Raw genomic sequence first — 23193 nt, forward strand, 5'->3', positions numbered from 1 at the left:
ACCATCCGACGCCGTCTCGCCAAGGTCACCGGCCTCCTGGAAGTTCGAGGGTTCAGGCCGAGAGAAAGCGAATGTGCTTCGACGACGCCCTGCTCATAACCGCACAGCGACGTTCGTCAGCGGATTCGCGCCCGCGCTGATCGCTAACGGCGCCGACGGGATGCTGCGCCCATCGAACCGGGAAGCGGCACCGATCTTGCTCTCGATAAGCGTTGCGGCGAATGGGACCGCGGTCAGGCTGTTTCAGTCCTTCTCGTCGTCGACCGACCGGAACCAGACCATGTCCGCCTGCCATTCGTGCTCTGCCGCACGCTGGACAAGCGTGGTGCGCCAGGTAGCGTCGCGCTGACCGAGGGGCGGGGCGATCACCTTGGCGTCGAACGGTCCCTTGCCCGTGACGAGCAGCAGGCCGGACCAGCCTTCATGATCCAGATCGAGCTGCATCCGATATCGGTCGCCCCCCAGATCCGTGATCGGCAAGCCATCGCGCGACCTGCGCACCTGCTCGGCGAAGGCGGCCCGGCTCGGTATCAGTATGTCGATCGCGCCGGACGGTTCCAAGCCGACAAGAGCGAAGTCCAACGACGGATCACCGATCGCGATGCCGATGACCGCACTCGCCGCGACCTTGCCTTCATACGCGGTACCTGCCGTCTGCGTGCGCATCTCAAAGCGCCGTTGCGGCACCGACAGGCGGTTGCGCCCGGTCGTCCGGATCTGACGAAACGCATCGAGCACGGCGCAGCCCGACTGCGTGATCGGCGACACCTCTGCAAAATCGATCGCGCTGGCGGTGAGTCCCTGCGCCTGCAGTGTGCGGACGATCTCGGTCTGCGCCTGGGTCGGGTTGCCCGCGACACCAGTGAGCGCGACGCGCGGGCCGCCGGCGCTCGGGCTGACGGAGACGATCCGCAACCACGTGCAGCTGACCGATGGCAATGCAGCATCGATGGCATCGCGCGCACGTGCGACCGGATCGGCGGCGACTGCGATGGATGGCGTCCGTTCGGTCGGTGCATCGCTGCGCATCGCGAACCAGCCCACCACGACCAGCAGCATCAGCACGATCGCGGTGGCGGCAGGCCACCAGCGCGGCAGGCTGCTAGTGGCCGCGGCGCCGGGCACTTCCGCGCCGTCGAGCGCAGCCAGCACGGCGCCCATCGACTGCAGGCGAGCAGCGGGATCAGGGTGGACCATCCCCGCGACGACCGAGCGCAGCGGTATCGGCACGGCGGCAAGATCGAGCCCCGCGCGACGCTTGTCGACCGCATCGACCAGCGTCCCGCCGAGCCCGAGATCACTGCCGCGTGCGACCGCGAGGATCACCAGTCCGAGGCTGTAGACGTCGGTCCAGGTCCCCAGCGTTCGCCCGAAGTCGCCAAGCTGTTCGGGTGCGACGTAGCCGAGCTTGCCCGCGAACCCGTCGCCGATGACGGTCGCCGTGCCGGGGTCGAGATCCTTGGCGATCCCGAAGTCGATCAGCTTTGCGCCACCGAGTCGCCCGCCAGGCAGCAACACGTTGTCAGGCGAGACGTCGCGGTGGATCGCGTCGAGCGCATGTGCCGCTGCCAGTCCCGACGCGAGCCGCCGCAACAGCGCGCCCAGGTCTTCGGGCGAAGGCCGAAGCGTCGCGAGCACGTCCGAGAGGCTGGTACCCTCGATGTATTCGGTGACGATGTAGAGGACGCCCAGTTCGGGTTCCTGCGCCAGCACGCGGTATTGCACGACGGCCTCGTGGTGCAGACGGGTCAGCGTCTTCGCCTCGCGTCGGAACAGCGTGATGACGTTGGGATCGGCGGCGAGGGCGGGGAGCATCACCTTGATCGCGACACGCTCGTCGGTGATGACGTTGGCGCCGACGAACACTTCTCCCATGCCGCCGCGCGCTAGGAAGCCGGTGACCGCGAACATGTGATTGAGCACGTCGCCGACCTTGATCGCGGTTCCACCTGCAGGTTGCCGCGGCGTCGTACCGCCCGCACCCTGCCTCGGTCCGGCCCCCGCCGGGTCGAATACCGTGCGGTCGGGATCGAAGACCGTGCGGTCGTGGTCGTCGTCGATCATGACCGTGCCTCGGCGGCATGAGCGAACTCGAGTCGCGTCGTCTCCTGGACGCCAACCAGAATCGCGGTCACGTTGTCGGGTGCGCCACGGTCGAGCGCGCGCGACACGAGCGCTTCGATGGCCTCCGATTGATCAGGCAGCCCCAGTATCGCACCCAGTTCCGGGTCGGCGACCTGCCCGGACAGCCCATCGCTGCACAACAGGTACCGATCGCCCGGTTCGACGACGTCGGTGACGACATCGACCGCGATCCGTGCGCCGACACCGACCGCACGTGCCAGCACATGCCCCCGCGGATGGTCAGCCGCCTCTTCGGGCGAGATCAGGCCGCGATCGACCATCTCCTGCACCTGACTGTGATCGCGGGTCAGCGGAACCAGCATGTCGGCGCGACGCAGATAGATGCGGCTGTCCCCTACCCATAACGCCGCGAAACGATCACCGTGGACCAGCAGCACGACGACGGTTGACCCCATCTGCTGCTCGCGCCGCTGCGACTCCGCCCATATTCTCCGATTGGCGCTGTGTACGCCATCTGCGACGGCCTGTACGGCGGCATCGAATGCCGCCGGGATCTCAACGCTCTCGATCGCCTGGACCACCGCATGCGCAGCCCAGTCTCCGAATGCATGGCCGCCCATGCCGTCCGCCACGACCCAAAGACCATCGGCGGTCCGTTCGGCATGGCGATCCTCGTTGATCCGACGCACGAGGCCCGGATGCGTCGCAGCGACGCTGACAATGCGGAATTGGACGCTCATACGCCGACGGTCTCCAGCATGGCGGTCACGATATCGACTGGCATGCCGCCGTCGAGACACATTCCGCCGTCGGCGGACTCCCATCGCTCGATCGACGAGGAGGGACCTATTCCGGCCACCGTCGCGAGCCGATCGGCATCCCAGCGCTCAGCGATGGCCGCGTAGATCAGGTCCTCGATGTCGTCTGCTTCCGCACACAGCAGTACCAGGGGATAGCGCCGCCCGGCAGCGTCCTGCGATGCGGCGATCACTCCGACCGCGCCGGCTCCACGCCCCTTCCAAGGCCTCGCCGCGTCGAACCGATCGGCGAACTCTCCACCGAAACGGCTCTGCGCATCCGTCAGTGACGCGGTGAGCCAGGCATCCAGACCGGCCCGCTCCGCCGCCGTGCAGCCGCGTGTGACGAAGTCCCCATGCGCGGGCAGCTTGCCGAACAGGCGGGCGGTCACAGGCTGGCCGGGCACCGGAACGACCATAGGCCAGCGCGGCTGAACGGGTTGGTGGTGCCGGGCAGTTGCACAGTCAGCGTCGTGTGCTGCGGCCCATCGCCAAAGCCGGCTCGGACCGCCTTGGGTCCCGCGTTCTGCTTTTCTGCACGATCCATCAAGCGGAACAGGGCCCAGGGCCCTTCGGTCTCGACGCGGGCCAACTCGACACCGGGCGGGGCATCGGCGCCTGTGCCCGTCGTGGCTGGCGTGGCCGGTGTGGTGGGCTGGTTGCGATACAGAACCACCGATGCTTCCGGCAAGCTGCCGGTCGCGGACCATATCAGCGGCTTCGGTTGATTGTTCTGCGGTGTGAAGCGATAGCGCGTCCCACCGCTCGCGACCTCGACGATGCCGACATCGGCGCCGAAGCTCGCGACCGACACCTTGATGGGCAGGCCCGCCGCCAGCAGTTCGCGGAGCTGTACCGCACGCGCCAGCGTTTCCGGAGTGGAAGGATTCAGCGCGGCTGCGACCGGGTCGTTGTCCTTCCACCGCCATACCGGGCCGGACGTGTCGATCATCGGCATCAGCCGTTGCTGGACGAAGCCGTCGAACACCCCGCCCATGGCGAACACGCGCAACGCCTCAACCATCGGGGCATCCGCTGCGGTGGCGAAAAAAGGGTAGTGCTCCTGGGCAACCCCCCGACATGCGGGCAGCACGGTCTGCGCATAGGCGTCGCCGACCGCACCGCTCGCCGCGCCGATCTGCGCACGGGTGCCCCCGCCCGCAGCCGAATTGACGAAGCCCTGCAATTGCGGGGGAGCCCCTGCCGCCGCCGCACGGACCGAGGCCAAGGCCGCCGCCATCTGCGCCTGCGTGGTGTCCGCACCGCCACCGCCGCCGACCGAGCGTGCCGCCATGACCGCCTGCCCGGCCGCCTTGATCCCGGCGACGAAGTCATCGATCGGCGCCGAACCGCGGCCATTGCCGACATATTCGTGCATCGGCTGGAAATACCCGCTGATCTCATCGCCGGCATCGATGCCGCGCGATCGATCGCGGCCGATCTCGTTCGCCACCCGCCCGAGCCGCGAGCGGTTCATGCCATAGCGCCCCGCCCGCGCGAGACCCGCCTGCGCACCACCGGTGAAAATCGTGTTCTTGCGCAGTTCGAGCAGCACGCGCTTCAGCGGCGATGGGCTCTTGGTCAGCGCGCCAAACGCCGCCGGATCGCTGAAATACGCGGCGGGCTTCATCGCGGTGACGACGCCCTCCCAGGCGGCGATGTAATCCTTGGCATACAGCCCCGCGACGCCGGGACGGACGTTGCTCAGCTCCTCGCCGACGCCAGCCTCCTCCGCACCGCCGAGCACCCAGAGGTCCCGCTTGAGGTCCTGCTGCACGGTCGCAAGTCCCGGCAGATATGTCTTCTCGTAACCCCCACGCGTGAAAAAATACGGGATGCGCAACGCGATGAGCGTATCGGGCGACGCGAACGCCAGTGCATCGCCCTGCGACAGCACGTTGGCGACTTCCCAAGCCGGTCCCGCCGACGCTGCCTTCTGCCGCATCACCGCATAAGCCCGGTCGGCGAGACTGAGGGTCTGCACGGCCGCACGCGCACTCGCGACGAGTTGGCCGTCGAGCGGCGGACGACGGCTCGGCCAGACCGACGCCATGTCCTTGTCTTCGATCAGTGCGTTGAGATGGCGCGTGAGGGCGGTCCGCTCGGCCTGGCTGTCCGCGCCCGGATACAGATCGGTAGCCCAATCCGCGGTCACCCACGCGCGCACCGCCCTGGCATCCATCGGCCCCTGCTGACCGAGCATCAGATAGACCTTGAGCGGCTCGTACAGCTGCATCGGATCGCGCCCGTTCGCCTTCATCACGGCTTCCAGACGCAACAGCAACCGCGGCAGCATCACACGGCGCAGCGCATCTCGGTACGTCTCCTCGGCCTGCTGGCTGAGGCTCCGCTGGTACAGGCCGAAGGTCATCGTCAGCGCTGCCCCCCCGCTACGCCGCTCGGCATAACCCCGCGGCAGGTTGCGCAGGGTATCGAGCGCCGGGATCGCTGCACGCAGGTCGGCATCGTCCTCGCGCACTTGGGTCAGGTCGACACCGGCATCGCGGAACTGCTGTTCGGCGCGCGCGGTCTGGCCGGCGAGCGCCGACTGGAACGCCCGGTTGCGCACGAAGCTGACGCCCCAGGCGGTCAGTACCAGCGCCGCCGCGATGGCGATGCCCGCCAGCGCCGCGCCGAGCTGGCCGCGACGCCGCGCCTTCGCCTTGGTGTCGGTGGTGACGAGCCCGGCCTCGGGGAACATCACTTCGGTCAGCAGACGGTTGAGGAAATACGCACGCCCACGCGCGCCGACCGCAGGATCGACCGGCTGTTCGTACACCTCGGCCATCGAGGCGAGGATACGGTCGAGCGGCGCCCCCTCCTGCACGCCGCTGGTCAGGTAGAAGCCGCGCAGCACGCCGGCCGCCTCGTCGCCGGCGACGAATGCGCCGTCGGCGAAGCGCATCATCCGCGCGCGCAGCGATCGCAACTGTGCCGGGAACCCGATCATCATGCCGCGACGGCGCTGGTCGACCTCCTCGAACAGCCGCCGCGCCTGACGGTCGGCAACGGCCTGCGTCGCCTCGTCGAACGCATGCGCCAGCATCTCGGCGGACGGTCGCCCTTCAGAGTACGGCAACGTCGCACCAAGCACGGCACGCCGCCCCTCGACGTCGAGATCGTCGAAGTAATCGGTGAAGCCGGCGAGCAGATCCGCCTTGGTGACGAGCAGATAGATCGGGACGGCGGTCTCGAGCGAGCGGCGCAACTCGACGAGGCGACGGCGGACGGCACGCGCGTGCGAGTCGATCGCGGCGCAGTCGCTCGCGACCAGCGTATCGACCCCGATCGCCACGAACACGCCGTTGATCGGCTGACGTGGCCGGTGGCGCTTGAGCAGTCCAAGGAACGCGCCCCAGCCAGCCGAATCGACCACGGTGTCGCTGTCCTGCGTCGTGTAGCGCCCCGCGGTATCGACCAGCACCGCTTCGTCGGCGAACCAGAAGTCGAGGTTGCGGGTGCCGCCGACACCGCCGACGGCCTGTTCGACGAGTGGAAACCGTAGCCCCGAGTTCAGCAGCGCGGTGGTCTTGCCCGCGCCCGGCGGACCTATGATGACGTACCAGGGACGGCTGTAGAGATAGTCGCGCTTTCCGCCCGCCGCGCCGCGCAGCTTGGTCAGCGCCTCGCTCATGCGACGGCCGAGCGCCTTGCCCTCCTCGTCGGCGGCATTCGGCCCGGCGAGTTCGGCGGCGATGGCGTCGGCGGCGCGGCGCGCAGCCCGTCGCCGTAGGAACCACCACAGCCCCCAGCCCAGAGCGACCGCGACTACCGCGCCGATCCGCACCGGCAAGGGGCGGAAGAACGCGACGAGCAACGGCAGACCGAACGCCAGCAACGCGGCCAGCAGCACCGCCGCGGTGATCGTCACCGCATACCAGTTCCGGAAGAAGCGCCCCATCAGTAGCGCCGCGGCACGACGATTTCGACGCGCCGGTTCTGCGACTTGCCCGCGGCATCCGCATTGGAAGCGATCGGCACTGTGTCTCCTAGTCCCTTGGTGGATACCCGCGCCGGATCGGACAGGTCCTGGCGGACCAGCGCGCCGACCGTCTCGGCACGGGCTTCGCTGAGTGCCGTGTTGTCGGGGAAGCGGACGGTCGCGACGGGTGCATTATCGGCATGCCCCTCGATCACGACATTGCCCTTTTCGCCCTCGATCGCGCGACCGATGCGGTGGAACAGCGTTTCGCGGCCGGGTTCGAGCGCGTCCGAGCCGGACTCGAAGAGCTGCCCGACTGTGGTGCGGACGCGAACGGTCTGCGCGTCTTCCTCGACCGTGACGAGATGCTCGCGGATCTCGGGTTCGAGGAACCGCCTGAGCTTGCTCGCCTGCGCGCTCGACGTCACGGCCATCGCGGCGGCGGGGCGCGACAGGGTCAGCCGGGCGTCGGGCGTCAGCGCGTTTAGCCGGGACGACGGCGTTTCGCCGCTGGAGCCCAGCATCAGCCGCAGCACGACATACACCAGCAGGAGAAGCGCGAGCGCCGCTGCGGATGCCAGCGCCAGCACGCTCCACCCGATCCGGCCGACTGGTGCGGTCTCGCCGCGCCAGTGGGGCACGAGCTCGACCTGCGACAGCGACCGGACATGGGGCAGTGCGCCCTGCAACCGCGTCATGATCTCGTGCAGCCGCCGCCGGCCATCCGGCATCACTCGGAAGCGGCCCTCGAACCCGGCGGCGAGACAGGCGTGAAACAGCTCGATCAGATCGAGATTGTCCTGCGGTACGCGCAGCATGTCGTCGACCAGCTGCCAGAACCGGTCGCCCCCGATGTTCTCCTGGAAGAACGTGACGACCATCGACCGTCGTGCCCATTCGGCACCGTCGCCACCTACGCCCGGCAGGTTCTGCGCGATGTCGTCGGCGGTCGCGCAGACTGCGTATTTGGCGCGCTGGCGCTTTTCCTCGGTGTAGTGCGGCTGGATCGCGCGCTCGAACCGGGCGATCGCCGCGGCACATTGCCGGTGCAGCTCGGGCATCGCCGGGCGGACGCGACCGGCACGGACCGCGGCGAGCAAGGCCAGCACCGGCTCCGCCTCCGCCAGCATGACGTTGCGGATCGACTGCGGCGTGGCCGGCAGCGGGACATCGTCCTCACCGAGCCGCGACGGCGTCAGCCCCGGTGCGACCGATGCGCTACCGGTCCGCGACAGCGACGGCGGCGCGGCGTATCCGGCGCTGGAGGGAGACGACCCGTATCCCGCGTTGCCGGTGGGCGACCAGGGGGTCGCGTTGCCGGCAGGGCCTGCGGGCGCATTGCCTTCGCCCCGCTTCAGCCCCTGCAGCGGCGAGGGGCGGAAAACGGTCTTGTCGCCGTCTTCGCTCATCGCCCGCCCCGTTTGACGCACCACAGTTCCAGCTTCAGCTGCGGCCAGTCGCCGGCGACGTGCAGCCCGAGCGCCGTCGCCTGCTGGAACTCGCGCCAGTCGGGTACGCCGCGATCCAGTTCGAAATAGACGAAGCCGGGCAGCACGCGGAGCTGCGGCGGCGGCGTCGGCGTATGGCGCAACGGCACGCCAGGCAGCGCGGAATCGACGATCTGGCGCATCTTCTGCACCGTGCCGATCTTCGCCACCGAGGGAAACAGCCCGCGGATCTCCTCGACCGGCGATGCGGACGCGACCGCGAGATAGAAATATCCGGTTTCGTACAGGCTATGATCGGTGATCCGCGACACGTACGCGCCCGGCCCCGCCTGATCGAGCGGCATCTGGAGCGCAGACCGCTCGAACACCGCCGACAGCATCGACTGCAGCAGATCGAACACCGGCTCAAAACAGATCTGAGGGTTCTCGTGGTCGTAGCGCGGCAGCGGCGGTGGCTTGCGCTCCGCGCGGATCAGCGTCGCGATCTCGCCCGCCATCGACACCAGCGCCTCGAACAGGCGCTCCGGGTGGACGACCGGCAGGAACTGGAGATGCTCGAGCACCGGCAGCCAACGGTTGAGAGCCTGTAGCAGCAGGAAGCTCGCAAACGTGTCGGAGCCGCCGTCGGTCGCCTCGACCGCGCGCACCGCCAGTTCCTCCGCTCGCTGTGCGGCGCGACCGACGATGTCCGACAGTCCGCCGCGCAGCCGCGGTGCCGCTGCGGCATCCAGCGTCGGCGCGACATAGCGGTCGTCGAACATCACGCGCTTGTTCTGCACTTCGCGAACGCGCGCGAGACCGAGCGTCACCCGCCCGTAGATCTGGTCGCGCGTGATGCCGAAGCGGAGGTTGGGCCGACCCAGTCCAATCGGCTCGCTGGTGCGATCGTTGGAATAGGCGTCCGCCAACTCCGCCTCGTCGACCAGGAAGCGCGCATCGAGCCCGGGGGCGTCGCCATCGCGGAACTGCACCGCCCCGACCTGACTCGCGGGCAGCGTCAGGTGCACGATCGCGTCGCGCGTGTCGCCGGGCACGTCGAGGGGGTCGGGCGGCGGCAGGTCGTCGGGGATCGCGAACGGCGTACCGTCGGGGAGTATCCCGGTGGCGCGCGAAACGGCGAACTTGCCGAGCGCGGCCAGATCCTCGTCGATCGTGAGCGCCGTGATGCCCCACGCCCAAGGCCGAATCGATTCGACCCGCGCGCCCAGTTGGGCGTCGATAAAACGGTCCTGAGCCTGAAAATGCTGCGGCCTGAGGAACATGCCTTCGTGCCAGGCAACCCGATTCTTCCCAGCCAATCGCATTCCCCCTGCAGGGTCATAAACCGACCGCGACGATGCGGCTGCTGGCCCGGTTATTGCCTCGCCTGTCGAACTGGGCAATAGCTATGTCGCACGCGGCGACACAATCTATGTCCGGGAAGTCGATGCCCAGTCCCCTAGATCAGGAACCGTCGTTCGATCCCCGATCCTGGGTCGCACCGAAACCGGCCCCTGCCGCAATCACTCCGCCAAGGCCAGCTCCTGCCATTGCGGCGACCAGCGCTACTGCGACGACACGCCGCTGGATCGCACCGGGTATCGGCATCGCGATTGCTGCTGCTGGCGCCATTGTTGCCGTCTCGTCTCGACCCTCGGCACCGCCTTCGGCTGCCGTTGCGACACCAGCCACCGGACCGCACAAGGTGGCCTCGGAAAGTCGCACGCTGATCGTGCCTACGGTAGCCGACCTTGCGCCGACGCTCGCCGCGTCAGGCGTGTCTATCGCCGACAGCCAGGCGGCGGTTCGTGCGATCGGCAAGACTCTCGGCTCCACGGCCGGCGATATCAGGCTGGTGTTCACGCTGGATCATGACGGCGCCGCGATCCGGCTGGCGGGTCTCACCGCGACACGCACCGACGGGTCGGGCGTGAAGCTCGCGCCGCAAACCGGCGGCGGCTTTGCAACGACATCGCTTGCTGCGGACCTGCGTCGGCAAACCCGTTTCGTCCGCGGCGAACTCGATGGCGAAAGCTTCTACAGTTCAGCGGTCGCGGCCGGCGTCAGCGACGTGCTGATCGGTCCGTTCGTCAACGCATTCCGCTATGATTTCGACATGCAGCGCGAGGTCGCGCGAGGCGACGTGTTCGAAGCCGGGTTCGAGCAGCGCGTCACCGCGGACGGCGAGCCGGTCGGCACGCCGGTGCTGGTCTATGCCTCGCTCGCCACCGCGGGCAAGTCGCGCGCGCTGTATCGCTACCGCGCGCCGGGCGATGCCGAGGAAGAATGGTTCGACAGCGGCGGCCGGAGCAGCCGCAAGTCGCTGATGCGCACGCCCGTCGAGGCGGCGCGGATCAGTTCGGGGTTCGGCATGCGCGGCCATCCGATCCTAGGCTTCGTCAAGATGCACAAGGGCACGGACTTCGCGGCACCGACCGGCACGCCGATCTACGCGGCGGGCGATGCGGTCGTCACGTTCGCGGGGCCGAAGGGGCCCAACGGCAATTTCGTCCGCCTGCATCACGCCAATGGCTGGGACACGCTGTACCTCCACATGAACCGCATCGCCGCAGGACTGATGCCGGGCCTCAAGGTCGCGCAGGGGCAGCAGATCGGCGAGGTCGGAACCACCGGACGCTCTACCGGCCCGCACCTTCACTACGAGGTGCATATCGACGGCCAGCCGGTCGACCCGATGTCGATCGAGGTCGGCGGCAGTCGCACGCTGGCCGGCGCCGCGCTTAAGCAATTCCGCGCGCTGCGCGACCGGGTCGACGCGGCACGGGTCGCAACGCCGGGCTGATCTCAGGCGGGCTTTGCGCGGCGATATCGAAGCGCCAGCGGGATCACGATCGCGGCAAGTGCGATCGTCATTGCGAGACTTGCGTTAAGCCCCTGGTCCGATCCGCCCCACCGTGCCGCGCCGACCAGGTCCAGGTCGAAAAGCGCGCCGAACGCGCCGACGCCTGGATTGGGATCGAGCCCGAGCAGCATCTGCTCGCCGACATTCCACCCCCAATGCGCGGCGATGGCCCCTGCAATGCCGCCGTCGCGGACCGCGATCAACCCAAACAGGATTCCGCCTAGCGTCAGGTTGGCGAGCGTCATCACGCCCGTCGCGCCTCCCAGCAGATGAAGTGCCGCGAATAATACGGCTACCAGCAGCACCGCGACGGGCGCACCGACGACCGATGCGATCTGGGGTTGCAGCCAGCCACGGAAAAGCATCTCCTCCGCCCCGACCTGAAGCGTCACGGTCACGATGCCGAGCAGCAACGTAGAAAGGACCGTGCTACCAGCTCCGCCGACCAGACTACCAGCCAGCCAGGTATAGCCGACCGCCAAGGCCAGGCCACCCGCGCCCAGCGCCAAACCCAGCACCGTCGCACGGCCGGGACGTTTGCCGAACACAGGGCCAGTCACACGATCCAGCCACCAACCGGCGATGCCGATCGCCAGCATCGGCCCGAATATCGCCAGCGTGAAAAGGCTTTCGCCCGAAGCCCCTGATGTACCGTTCAACCATCCGGCAACGACCGGAGGCCCGAACGCCAGCAACACTGCCACCAGGACGACGCCGATCGCCGCCCCCGCGAGTGGTCGTACCGCGCTCATTTTGCCGCGACGTGCGGACTTTGAGCGGGCGAGGCAGTTGTCAGCGCGGTCTTGCTGCTGTCGCCGACCAGGAAATACGGCGCCCAGTAGAATGGATGCGAATACGCCGGCTGCGCGATCAGCGCACGCTGCGCATCCTGCATCGCCTCACCCATCGTGCCCGTGCGCGCGCGGGCATAAAAGGCGCGGATGAACTCGTCGCTCTCCTTCTCCGCCGACACCTGCCAATAGGTGGCGAGCACCGCGCGGGCGTTGGCGGTGAGGAAGGCGCGCACCAGCCCCTCGAGCGTTGCGCCAGCCTCCTCCTGTCCGGCACTGCGGGCGAGCCCTTCGTCCCGCACGCCAGCCGCAGTGTCGCACGCGGACAGCACCACTAGGTTCGCATCGAGCCGAAGTTGCGCGATCTCCGAAAAGCTCAGCAATCCGTCGGACTTGGCATCGCCGAACGAGGTGACGAGTGCGGGTGGCGACTTGGAGCAACCCCACATTCCTTCGGTCAGGCCGTGCGTGGCAAAATGAACGACCTCATACTGGTCGAGATCGCCACGTGCCTCGACGCTGGTATCGGTGAACGCGGCGCCCGTGAGCAGTTGCGCGTCACGGACCTGCAACGCGCCCGCCGCGATACCGAGTTCGCGCGCGCTGATCGGCTTCAAGGTCCGCGACAGAGACGCGAGACGACCATAGTCGACGGTACACCCATAGCCAACCGAGATTGGCCGGAGTGCCGCCACCCCGGTTGCGCTGGCGGGGGCGCTGTGCTGGCCGAAGCCGATGAACGCGCGCTGCGCTCGCGACGCCGGGGTGCCGCGCGCGACCAGAAACGATCGCGGCGACAGCGCGTTGGAGATCGATGCGGTACGCGCCAGGAACGCGGTCTGCGAGAAGTCGAACGGATCGGCGCGCACTGCATTCGCGTCATAGCGCGTCACAAGCGCACCGATCGGCAGCGTCTCAAGCGGACCTGCCGGATCGACGACGATCGACCGCGAGGCCTGCAGCGTCGGCGCCGCCGGCCCCGCGACCAGCCGGAAGAGCGTATAGGCGCGCGCTTCGTCGAACGGGACGAGCTTGCCGACGTCGAGGCCGCCATCGATCGAAGCGCGCAGCTGCTGACCCAGCGTCTCGACCGCGCGCGTTGCCGCTTCGCTGTCCGCGACGTGGTAGACGAACGTCCGGTCGGGGGTCACGACGAGGCCGTAGATGCGGCGATCGAGCCGGGTCAGCTTGAGGAACGCCTCGCCGGGACGCAGTGCGCCGCGCAGTTCGGCCAACGTCGCCGGCGCATCGTCGAGCGTACGATACCGCGGATCGGCGGCAAGCTTGGCATCGACCGCGAGCAGACGTTGTTCGGCCGCCGTTCGCGCGCGCGACAGGTCGGTCGGCGCGGCCTCGCCCGTCTTTCCGCCCGCCAACGCATAGCGCAACCGGGTGATTTCCCGTTCCAGATCGGCGCGCTCGCGCAACGCCGTGGCGATCGTGCCGTCGGCCGTCACGGTGGTCTGCAACTGGCTGAGCTGGCGGGCAACCGCGGGCTCGCCATTCGCCTGCACCGCCCGGAAGAACCGATCATAGGTATCGGCCAGCGGCTTGGCGGATTCGGCGACCAGCAGATCGAGATAATCCTGCATGCCGAGCGCGCTGCCAAGCGACGTGCCGTGGGAATCGATCAGCGCGTCGACCGCCTCGCCAAAGGCATTACGCACCGCCGTGCGCGATGCGCCGGTCCGGGCATAGACCGCGGCGCGATCGAGTTGCGCCTCGGCGATGGCAGGCTCGTTGCCGGTCCCGGCATTGGCGATCGCGCTTCGCCGGAGCATGTCGACCGCGTCGGTGAAATTATCATAGGCGTTGGAATAATCGCCGCGTTGTGCCTGCAATCGACCGCGCTGGCGAGCGATGCGCGCGCCGAGCCATAGCAGCTGCGTCTGGTCCAGCCGTTCGTTGGCGAGCGGACGATAGATCGCAGCGGCACGATCGATCGCGGCTTCGGCCTGGTCGCGGTCACCTTGGGCGAGCAGCGCGACGCTGCGCGCATATTGCGTCTGGATGTCGAGCACCAACTGCGACAGCACGGCAGCATTGGGCACGGTAAGTGCCGTCGCGGTGCCGTTCTGGCGCGGCTGGTTCAACAGCCGCAACGTCGACGGATCGCGCAACGGCTGGTCTGCCGCGGCGGGTGCATTCGCCACCCGATCAAGTGTTGCGAGTGCTTCAGGAAAGGCGTGGCGGTTGATCGCATCGAGCGCGCCATAGGTATCGCGCTTGCGCGACAGGAACGCCGTGCGAGAGCCGGGCTGCGCGGCGAAGATCGCATCCGCGGCCGCGAAATGCGCGGCGGCGGCATCGGGGAAACGGATGTTCGAATCCGCCAGTGCCGCCTCCAGCAGCAGTTCGGCGCTCAACAGAGCTGTGGTGTTGGTGGTGGTAGACGGGGCGGACGCGGTGGGCGACAACCGGCTCAGCGCATCGTTGAGGATGCGCGAGGCCTCCACATAGAGCCCCTTGTGGTTGAGGCTGATCCCCTGTGCCAACGCGGTCGCGACGTCGAGCGGGGCTGCGACCGTACCCGCAGCATCGGCCGCGGCAAGGTCGGCGCCCGTCGCACTCGGCCGCGGCGCAAGCCCGGCGATATCGATCGTCGCGGTCGGCGTGCGGGTGACGTCCGTGTTCGGCGGCAGCACGCCCGACACGATCCCGAGCGCCTCCTCGAGCAACGGTAGCAGTGCGGGCGTGCCGGCAGCGGCATAGTGCATCCCGCCGCGCGCCGTATCCAGCCGCACCGATTCGAGCCCGGTGACCTTGTCGAGGCAGCGGCGTGCGGTGGCCTCTGCCGCGGCGACGCGCACCGCCTGGACGGGACCGCAGTCGAACTGCGCCTCGAGCGCCGCTTGAGCCTCGGCCGTCGCCTTGATCGCGCGGACGGTGCCGAGTGGCCGGCTGGCGGCAACGCCGGAACAGGCGATCGTATAGGCGCGCGCGAAGCGATCGGGTACGCCGGGATCCGACCAGTTGCGCGTCGCGACGCACGCCTCGCCAGCCGGATTGCGGCCAAGTCCGACCGTCTCAAGGCGAGCCTGCGGCGTGACGGTCGCGCAGCCGGCCAGCGCGGAGCCGCCCAGCGCCATCATCATCAACGCTTTATGGGTACGAGGCATCGAGCGCGGCATCAGGGTTTGGCCTTCTGGTCGGTCAGGGATTGCGGCGCCAATGCCGGCAAGTCGGTCAACAACTCCTCGTTGTTGCTGCCGATCAGCGGCGCGAACGGCACGGTGACGTCGCGCGAAATGCCGAACACCTCTTCGCTGCTCCAGTCGAACACCTGCAAGGTCGGCTGGATCACGATCGTGGTGATGCACCCCGCGCCCGACCCTGCGAGGCAGCCGTTGATGCGACTGCTGGCCAGCAATACGGGATCGATGTTGATGATCGGATTGCCGAGGAGTGCAGCGCTAGCCCCGTCGATGCCATTGATCGTCCCGAACAGCGCGACGCTGGCCTGTCCAGGCGTGCCGAACGTGCTGATCCGCAGAGCCGGTGACACCGGTGCGCTCTGCGTGCCTCCAAGCTTCAATCCGGAGAACTCACCGGGAATGGCCGTATTCTGGAACAGCGCATAATCGCCGAACCGCACCGTCAAAGACCGCGCCGAAAGCGTCGTCGTGGACGCCGGATCGTAGAAGCCACCGCCCAGTTGCGGGTTGTACAAGGCCGAATTGCCGTTGCCGATCAGCGACTGTGCCTGCGCGATGCCGGCAGCTCCCGGCTGTAGCGTGTCGACGAAGCCGGGTGCGAGACCGATGGCGATTCGCGTGCCCCGTAGTTCGACATCCGATCCGTCGAACAGCAATCGTCCGCCGCCATCGCGGGTCGCGACGACGTGGATGGCATTGGCGTTGCCCTCGGTCAGCCCGCCGCCGATCCGCACGGAACGGCCGCTGCCCTGGGTCGAGACCGCACCGATCACGCGGATGTCGCCGGTGCCGAGCATCTCGACCGCCCGCCCGCTGCCCGTCCCCAGCGCCAGCGTGCCGACCTCCATCGCCCCCGCACCCGCATCGAACCGGAGCGTGTCGGCGGTTACCTGCCGCACCTCGGCATCGGACAGGCGGAAGCCGTCCGCGCCGGTGCCGTCGCCGATCCGCATCGTCGTGGTCGCCGGCGCACGGTTGGCGAACGCCACCGTCTGCGAGCGTACCGGTCCGTTCAACGCGACATCGTTCGCGGTGACCGTAACGGCGGGGCCGGCGGCCAGCGCGCCGATCGTCGCCAGCCCGGCGACATCGAGCGTCGCCGAACCGCCTGCGCTCCCGCTGCCGAGCGACAGATCGCGGCCGCTGGTCAGCGCCAGCGCATCGCCCGCCTTTGCGTTGGCCAACGTGACACCGGCCCCGCTGGCGGTGATGCTCGCGGCTTCGACGGTGTCGGCAACGATCGCGCCGCCTGCCTTCAAAGTCGCTGAGCCGCCCGCACCGACATCGCGCAGGGTCAGTGCCGCCCGCGCATCCGCCAGCAATTGCCGCGCGGCCGACAGCCTGCCGCGAACATCGATCGTCTCGCCCTTCAACGATGTCCCGCCGGTGCTGGTCACGTTCGCCGTGGTCAGCGCGCCGTTGCTCGCCAGCTCGATATCGCCGCCGCGGACTTCGCCGAGCGCAATAGCACCGGCGTCGGTACGCAGTGTGAGGTTGCCGGATGCGCCGACCTTACCGAAGGTCAGGTCGCCGCGCGCCAACGCCACCGACAGGTCGGACACCGCGATGTCGTCGGCGCCAATGTTGGCATTATGCGAGAGTGTCGCTACGATCGCGTTGCCGTCGAAGCTGCCGATCCTCGACGCCTCGATGCTGCCGAACTGCATCGCGCGGCCCGCCCCGGCGCGAAGGCCCAGTACCGCGCCGCCGCCGGGTCGCGCCTGGATCCGGGTCCCTGCAAAGGCAATCTGGCCTGCGGAATCGAGGACCAGCCGATCCGCGCCCGTGCCGTCCGAATCGCTCGTCAGGGTCAGGCCCCGTACCCCCGTCAGGTCGCCCGACGTCGCGGTGATGCTAACCTCGCCGGCGGCCTTCTGGACGATCCCGGTGTCGCCGAGTGTCACGCTGCCACCGGTCACCCGGTACGCCCCGCCCGAAGTGACCGCGCCCGATATCCGCGCCACGCCCGTTGCGCTCAGGATTGCATCGCTACCGGACGTCAGCCCGGTCAGTGCCAGATCGCCTCCGGTCGCCGCCACCGTCGCAGTACCGCCTGCCGCGATCTGACCTAGAGCGACCGTCGCCCCGCGGACGCCGAGTGTGCCCGTCGTCGCCGCCGAAGTCCCGGTGATCGCGCCGGTCGACGTGGCGTCGATCGATGCGCCCGCGATGTCGGCAAAGCCGACGCTGCCGCCGGTGAGCACTAGCGCGCCGGTGGCCGTGGCCTTGCCGAGCCTGGTCCGCCCGCTGGCACCGAGCGTGACGTCGCCACCAGTTACCGGTCCCGTCACGGCCAGATCGCCGTTGGTCGCGGTCAGGGCGAGTGCCGCGCCCGCCCCGGCCCGATCGAGGGTCACCGTACCGCCGCGCACGCCGAGTGCTCCCGTGGCCGTAGCCGAGGTACCGGTAATTGCACCTGGAGACGTCACGCCGACCGAGGCCCCCGCGATATTGGCAAACGCTATGGTGCCGCCGGTAAGGGTCATCGCGCCCTTGGCGGTGACATCCGTCAGAGCGGTCTGCCCGCTTGCACCGATCGTCACGGTGCCGCCGGTTGCAGGGCCCGTCAGCGTCAAGTCGCCGTTGGTCGCGGTCAAGCCGAGCGTCGTGCCGCCGTTGGCCTGACCGAGGTTCACGGTGCCGCCGCGGATCGCGAGAGCGCCTGTAGCGGTCGCGGACCCGCCAGTGATCCCGCCTGCCGACGTAGCGTCGATCGATCCACCCGAAATATCGGAGAATGCGATACCGCCGCCGGTCAGCTTCAGCGCGCCACGGGCGGTGGTCTTAGTCAGGCTCGTTCGCCCCCTCGCGCCGAGCGTCACGTCGCCGCCGGTAACTGGGCCCGTCAGCGTCAGATCGCCATCGGTAGCCCTCAGGCCAAGTGTCGTGCCGGCGTTCGCCTGATTCAAAGTTACTGCGCCGCCACTTATGTCGAGAGCGCCCTTAGCAGTCGCCGAGCCGCCGGTGATCGCCCCTGCCGACGTCGCGTCGACCGTCGCGCCCGACACATCGGAGAACGCGATGCTGCCACCACTAAGGGTCAGCGCACCGATTGCCGTGGTCTTGGCCAGGTTCGCCGCCCCGCTTGCACCGAGCTTGACGTCGCCGCCCGTGACCGGCCCCGCCAGCGTCAAATCGCCGTCGGTCGCCGTCAGGCGGAGTGTCGTGCCGGCGCTCGCCTGATTCAGGGTCACGGCGCTGCCGCGGATGGCGAGAGAACCCGTAGCCGTCGCGGAACCCCCAGTAATCGCGCCTGCCGACGTCGCGTCGATCGTCGCACCCGAAATATCGGAGAACGCGATGCTGCCGCCGGTCAGCGCCAATGCGCCCTTCGAAGTGACGCCAGCGAGCTGGGTCCGCCCGCTTGCGTCGAGCGTCACCGTGCCGCCGCTCGCTGGCCCGGTCAGCGTCAGGTCGCCGTTGGTCGCGCGCAGTTCCAGCGCATCGTTGCCGGTGTCGACCCGCCCTGCGCTGATCGACGTTGCGACGACGGTCAGCTTGCCGCCGACCACGTCACCCAACCGCGCCGCGGTGCCGATCGTCAGGGAGAATGCCTTGCCCGGTCCCGCACCAAGTGTGACTCCGCTGTTCGCGTCGTAGCCGGAGAGTTCGCCGTTGGGCGCCGCGATGGTAAGATCGCCGGTGCGGCTTCTGATGACCGGCGCGCGGACGTTCCCCATCGCGCGAACGTCCACCCCATTCTCCGCGACAAGACCGTTCGCCAGCAGGATGTCGGAACCTGGACCGGTCGTCTTCAGCGACGCGGTGCCACCCGAGACGAGGCCCGTCGCGAACAGCCGGCCGCCGGCGGTGATCGTCAGATCGCCGCGCGAGTCGACGGTGCCGAGATTGATCGGCCCCTCTGTCGCTTCGATCGTCGCCGACCCGCCGATCAGCATGTCTCCCGCAACCAGTGCGCCTTTGCTTGCGACTGCGGTAAGCGATGCGCCATCGATCCGGCCTGCGTTCACCGTCGTGCCGCGCAGGGCAACGATACCGTCCGCATCGACCACACCGACCGCGAGCGCGTCGCCCGCCGTCAGCGTCGCATCGCCACGCGTGACAATATCGCCCCCGTTCAGCGCGGCACCCGCCGCCGCCTTGAAAGCCGATGCCTCGACGCGACCAAACCGCACGGTGCTGCCACTCAAAGATACGCTGTTGCCGGCACGGATCGCACCGACGGCCAACGCACCCGGCGTTTGGAGAGCGGTGACGCCGTCCACGGTGATATCGCCGCCGGTCAGCGTTCCAACCTTCGCGGTCGCATTGAGCGACGCCGCCCGAACCGTCCCGAACGTGACCGTGTCCCCGGCCAGCGATACCCCGCCACCCGCGTCGATGGCGCCGGTAGTGACCGCGCCGCCGACGCTGTCGATCGTGACCGTGCCATCGCCCGTCGCGACCGCGCCCGTGGTGACGCCACCCGCCGCGCTCAGCGCCAGCGATTTGGTCAACGTCAGACTGCCGGTCCGGATGCTACCCGCACCGTTGGCGGTGAAGACCGTCGCGCCGACGTCGCCGACCGTGATGATCCCGCCATCGGTCGCGAGCGAAACCGCCGACGTCCCGTTGCCTCCGCGTAGCGAGGTGGCCGGATCGAAGATAATGCCACCGCCGGTTGCGGTGAGGCTCAGCGCCTCGCCACCCAAGTTGTCGCTGTCGGCGACGATCGCGGTTCCGGCGTTGCCGGTGATAGCGCCTGCGCTGCTCGTCGCGGTATAGCTGCCCATGGCGCCCTGCGCGCCGCCGAGCGTCACCGAACGTCCCGACAACGCCACGTTGCCGCGCGCCTGCAGTCCACCGAGCAGCGCCGTATCGCCCTGTGCGCCGACGGTGACGCCGGCACCGGTGATCGCCCCGCCGACCCGCACGTCGCCGGTCGCGGTAAGGTTGACGGCGCCCGTCGCCGCGAGCGCGTTGCGGATCGTGACGGCACCACCGGTGGCAGTGGCGGTCACTGCCGCACCATCGATCCGCCCGACCTGCACGTTGCCGCTGCTGGCGGTCAGCCCGACGGCACCGCCGCGGACCGTATCGATCGCGATCTGCGTCCCGCTCGCGCTGGCACCGAGCCGACCCGCAAGTGTACCCAGCGTCACGGTGCCACCGCTGGTCAGCGTGGCCTGCCCGTCACGGCTTTCCACCGTACCGAGTTGCAGCGCGGTACCGCTTACAAGCGTCACGTCGCCGCTGGCGGACACGTCGTTCTGCACGGTTAGCGTTCCGTTGGCGGCACGCAGGCTGATGCCCTGCCCCGCGCCCGTCACCGCCAGTCGACCGACACTCAGATTACCGCCGGCGCTCTTGGCCGCAAAGCCGTCTACCAGGTCGAGCGCGCCGAACGTCAGCGAGCCGCCCGACACGATCGCGCCGCCAAGGACCGTGGCGTCGGCGTTGGCTGCACCCAGCGCACTTAAGGACCGCGCGGTGACGTTGCCCAGGCTGAGCGGCGCATCGGCGGCGGCGTTGAAGATCCCGATGCGCAAGGCGCGATTGGCGCCCGCGGTGATCGAACTGCCCGAGGCCAGAACGATGCCGTCGACACCGGCCGCCTGCAACCGGACGAAATCGCTCGTGCGTGTACTGGTCGAGGCGAGAGCAACCCCACCAGTAGCGACGATACCGCCACTCGATGCGAGCAAGTCGATCGATCCGCCACTCCAGACATTGCCACCCGCAAACCCCAGCGAAGCGCCGCGCAGGGTCAGTGCGCCCCCGGCCGTCACATCGCTGCCGAAGGTCGCAGCGCCGACGGCATTTACGGTGACGGCATCGCGAGCGGTCAGGCGACCGGTGGCGATCGCATCGGTTCCGGTCAACGTGATGCCTTGTCCCGCATCGACCGCGCCAATGGTCAGCGCGCCCCCCGTCGCGGTCAGCGTCACGGCGCCCGAACTAGCCGTCAACGCACCGGTGGCGATCGACGCACCGCTAGCGGTAAGATCGCGAACGATATTGACGTCGCCCGAGCGCAAGGCGCCGGTGGTGCTCAGCCCAGTCAGCGAGCGCGCCTCGACTTGACCCAGCGAAATCGGACTTGCTGCATCGTTCAGCTGGAGCTGAACATCCGACTGCCGCGACGTTCCACCGAACAGGCTGGTGCCGGGCGCGAAGGCGATCCCCGTTGTTGACGGTGCGGTGACCGCAAGGGTCAACGGATCGTTGCCGGATCCGTTCGCGTCCGAGCGCAGAGCCAGCCCCTCGAGTCCGGTGATGCCGGCCGCGCCCGCGGTGATCGTGATCGCCCCGTCGGCGCGCTGCGTCACCGCACCGGGAGCGCCGAGCGTGACGCCACTTCCCGAAACCCGGTAGTTGCGACCCAAGCCGACGGCACCCGCAATCGAAACGGCCCCGGTGACAGCATCGATCTGCGCGTCACGCGTCGCCGTCAGCCCCTGAAGCGTCATCGCCCCATCGCGAACGATGGTAATATCGGCCACGGTGCTGCCGATGGCCGTGATCGTACCGGCGACTGAAGTCGTGCCGCCGCCGGTCAGCGCGACCGGACCGCTCCCCGCAGTGATCGCGCTGGTCGTCAACGCCCCGTTGGAGACGATGGCGACGCCGCGATCGGACGCGAGCGTCCCCGCGCTGATGCCCGCAGCATCGAGTGCGAGTCCATCGCGCACGTCGATGTTGCCTAGCGCCAGCGAACTGGTCGTCGTCAGCCCGTTGCGGATCGCGCCGGCGCCGATGGCCTGGCGCAAGCCCCGTGCGGCAACGTTGCCCAAGGCGATCTGGTTGGCTGGACCGCGCTGGCGAATATCGACATAGCCCGATCGGTCACTGCCGCCGGAGATGCTGCTGGTCGCGTCGAACAAGATGTCGCCCGCCGCTGTGCCAACGGTCGATAACGTCAACCCGGCACTGCCGCCGGACCGCAGCGACAAACCTGCAGCGCCGGTAATGTTGCCGTTGGTCGATACGAGATCGACACCTCGACCGGAGCGCTGGATCGCCGAAGTGCCACTGCCCAGCGCAATACCCTGGGCGGCGATCCGATAGTCGCGGGTAGCGGTCACGTCACCCGCCACCGTCAGCGCGCCCCCAGCCGAAAGGATCACATCGCGTCCGCTCGTGAGGGCGCGCGCGAAGCTCGCGGTACCGCTGGCGCCGGCGATGATGTCACCGTTATCGTCGGACTGGGTGGACAATACGCCACTTACAGAGACTCCGGCGATGCCGCCGGTGTCCGCTGCTGCACCAGCAACCGTGATCCCCGCCACCGCAGTGTCGGGCTTGCCGGCGGATAGTACGATGCCGCGCCGGCCGTTCGAAGCGGTCGTCACACGCGCATCGATTTGCAGCAACGCGTCGGTGATGTTTCCCTGTGATGCCAGCGCGAACAGCGCGTCGCGCCCATCGACGGTACCGCGGACATACTGACTATTCTTCGGTACCGCCGTGCCGCGGTTGAGCGTCACCGACAGCGGGCTGTTCGTCGCATAGTTGAGCGTGACGTCGGTCGCCGTCACGAACGCGACGTCCTGGCCCTTGGCCTGGAACACGCCGTCGGCCTCGATCCTGGGCGCGATCATGATCAGGCCGCGATTACCGCCCTCGACCGTCATCTGGGCACCGCTCGCCACGGTGATTGCAGACATGCTGCCCGCCCCGTTCATACCGCTGCTCAGGCGATAGTTGCTGCCGCCGTCCAGGAAGTCGGTATCCGTGACGTCGAGCGTCGACAGCACCAGCGATCCGGTCGTGAAGTTTGCGCCCGGACCGACCACGATGCCGTTGGAATTCAAGACCCAGACGGCGACGCCGGCACTGCTTGTGAGTTTGCCGAGCAGTTGCGACGGATTGCTGGAGATGTCGCGGTTGAGAACCGCGATATTGCTCGACGCCGTGCCGTTTTCGAAGTTCGCCGCCTGGTCCTTAGGGATATTAAACCCCTTCCAGTTGATCACCGTATTGTTGGCGCGCAGTTCGACGTTCAGATTGCCGTTCGGGCTCGTGATCCGGGGATCGCTGCCGAGAACGTTCGTCTGCACGGAATCCACGCTCGCCCGCGTCGGCAGTACCGGCGGCGCCGGCACGGTCTGCGCAACCGCAGGCAAGGCCGCGATGCCGCCGAGCGCGCTTGTGACGATCAGAAGCAGGCGGCGGCGGCGAACGGGCGACGTGACATGGGTCATCGGTAACAT

At 68.5% G+C, this 23193-nt stretch carries 11 protein-coding genes; 1 reads left to right on the forward strand and 10 read right to left on the reverse strand.

The features are described from left to right. Positions 1-243 precede the first annotated feature (243 nt). The 7 genes from E5673_RS14035 to E5673_RS19715 all read right to left on the reverse strand — a co-directional run bounded on the left by E5673_RS14035 (position 244) and on the right by E5673_RS19715 (position 9923). Positions 244-2064, reverse strand: coding sequence for a serine/threonine-protein kinase (locus E5673_RS14035; protein WP_136190472.1), 1821 nt, complete (start codon positions 2062-2064; stop codon positions 244-246). Next, positions 2061-2825, reverse strand: coding sequence for a protein phosphatase 2C domain-containing protein (locus tag E5673_RS14040; RefSeq protein ID WP_136190473.1), 765 nt, complete (start codon positions 2823-2825; stop codon positions 2061-2063). The genes E5673_RS14035 and E5673_RS14040 overlap by 4 nt, the downstream gene beginning before the upstream one ends. Next, positions 2822-3289 (reverse strand): type VI secretion system-associated protein TagF, encoded by a 468-nt coding sequence (gene tagF, locus E5673_RS14045; protein ID WP_168711634.1) that lies wholly within the window; start codon positions 3287-3289, stop codon positions 2822-2824. Before tagF ends, E5673_RS14040 begins: the two co-directional genes overlap by 4 nt. Further along, positions 3271-6783: a type VI secretion system membrane subunit TssM gene (tssM, locus tag E5673_RS14050; RefSeq protein WP_136190475.1), complete on the reverse strand. Its 3513-nt coding sequence runs from the start codon at positions 6781-6783 to the stop codon at positions 3271-3273. The genes tagF and tssM overlap by 19 nt, the downstream gene beginning before the upstream one ends. Further along, a complete protein-coding gene (gene icmH / locus E5673_RS14055) occupies positions 6783-8213 on the reverse strand; it encodes a type IVB secretion system protein IcmH/DotU (protein WP_247599397.1) in 1431 nt (476 codons plus the stop codon). Before icmH ends, tssM begins: the two co-directional genes overlap by 1 nt. Next, positions 8210-9514 carry a type VI secretion system baseplate subunit TssK gene (gene tssK / locus E5673_RS14060; protein ID WP_247599398.1) on the reverse strand — a complete coding sequence of 435 codons (1305 nt, stop codon included), beginning with the start codon at positions 9512-9514 and terminating at the stop codon, positions 8210-8212. Before tssK ends, icmH begins: the two co-directional genes overlap by 4 nt. 181 nt (positions 9515-9695) lie before the next feature. Then, positions 9696-9923, reverse strand: coding sequence for a hypothetical protein (locus E5673_RS19715; protein ID WP_168711635.1), 228 nt, complete (start codon positions 9921-9923; stop codon positions 9696-9698). A gap of 13 nt (positions 9924-9936) precedes the next feature. Here E5673_RS19715 and E5673_RS14065 point away from each other — a divergent pair, with 13 nt between their 5' ends. After that, complete coding sequence (locus E5673_RS14065) at positions 9937-11034, forward strand: M23 family metallopeptidase (protein ID WP_168711636.1); 1098 nt, start codon at positions 9937-9939, stop codon at positions 11032-11034. A gap of 2 nt (positions 11035-11036) precedes the next feature. On the opposite strand, the gene E5673_RS14070 is transcribed toward E5673_RS14065, so the two are convergent. The 3 genes from E5673_RS14070 to E5673_RS14080 are packed head-to-tail and all read right to left on the reverse strand — an operon-like array spanning position 11037 to position 23184. Further along, positions 11037-11846 (reverse strand): type II CAAX endopeptidase family protein, encoded by an 810-nt coding sequence (locus E5673_RS14070; RefSeq protein ID WP_136190478.1) that lies wholly within the window; start codon positions 11844-11846, stop codon positions 11037-11039. After that, positions 11843-14980, reverse strand: a complete 3138-nt coding sequence (locus E5673_RS14075; protein WP_168711637.1) for a CHAT domain-containing protein — start codon at positions 14978-14980, stop codon at positions 11843-11845. Before E5673_RS14075 ends, E5673_RS14070 begins: the two co-directional genes overlap by 4 nt. Before the next feature lie 35 nt (positions 14981-15015). Beyond that, on the reverse strand, positions 15016-23184 hold the full coding sequence (locus E5673_RS14080) for a filamentous hemagglutinin N-terminal domain-containing protein (protein ID WP_168711638.1): 8169 nt from the start codon (positions 23182-23184) through the stop codon (positions 15016-15018). Positions 23185-23193 lie beyond the last annotated feature (9 nt).

It is taken from the genome of Sphingomonas sp. PAMC26645 (genome assembly GCF_004795835.1).
Lineage (GTDB): Bacteria > Pseudomonadota > Alphaproteobacteria > Sphingomonadales > Sphingomonadaceae > Sphingomonas.

Bases quoted from the DNA above. Each gene is read 5' to 3' on its own strand.
- E5673_RS14035 (WP_136190472.1), bottom strand. From the start codon at position 2,064: ATGATCGACGACGACCACGACCGCACGGTCTTCGATCCCGACCGCACG.
- E5673_RS14040 (WP_136190473.1), bottom strand. From the start codon at position 2,825: ATGAGCGTCCAATTCCGCATTGTCAGCGTCGCTGCGACGCATCCGGGC.
- tssM (WP_136190475.1), bottom strand. From the start codon at position 6,783: ATGGGGCGCTTCTTCCGGAACTGGTATGCGGTGACGATCACCGCGGCG.
- icmH (WP_247599397.1), bottom strand. From the start codon at position 8,213: ATGAGCGAAGACGGCGACAAGACCGTTTTCCGCCCCTCGCCGCTGCAG.
- tssK (WP_247599398.1), bottom strand. From the start codon at position 9,514: ATGTTCCTCAGGCCGCAGCATTTTCAGGCTCAGGACCGTTTTATCGAC.
- E5673_RS14070 (WP_136190478.1), bottom strand. From the start codon at position 11,846: ATGAGCGCGGTACGACCACTCGCGGGGGCGGCGATCGGCGTCGTCCTG.
- E5673_RS14075 (WP_168711637.1), bottom strand. From the start codon at position 14,980: ATGATGATGGCGCTGGGCGGCTCCGCGCTGGCCGGCTGCGCGACCGTC.
- E5673_RS14080 (WP_168711638.1), bottom strand. From the start codon at position 23,184: ATGACCCATGTCACGTCGCCCGTTCGCCGCCGCCGCCTGCTTCTGATC.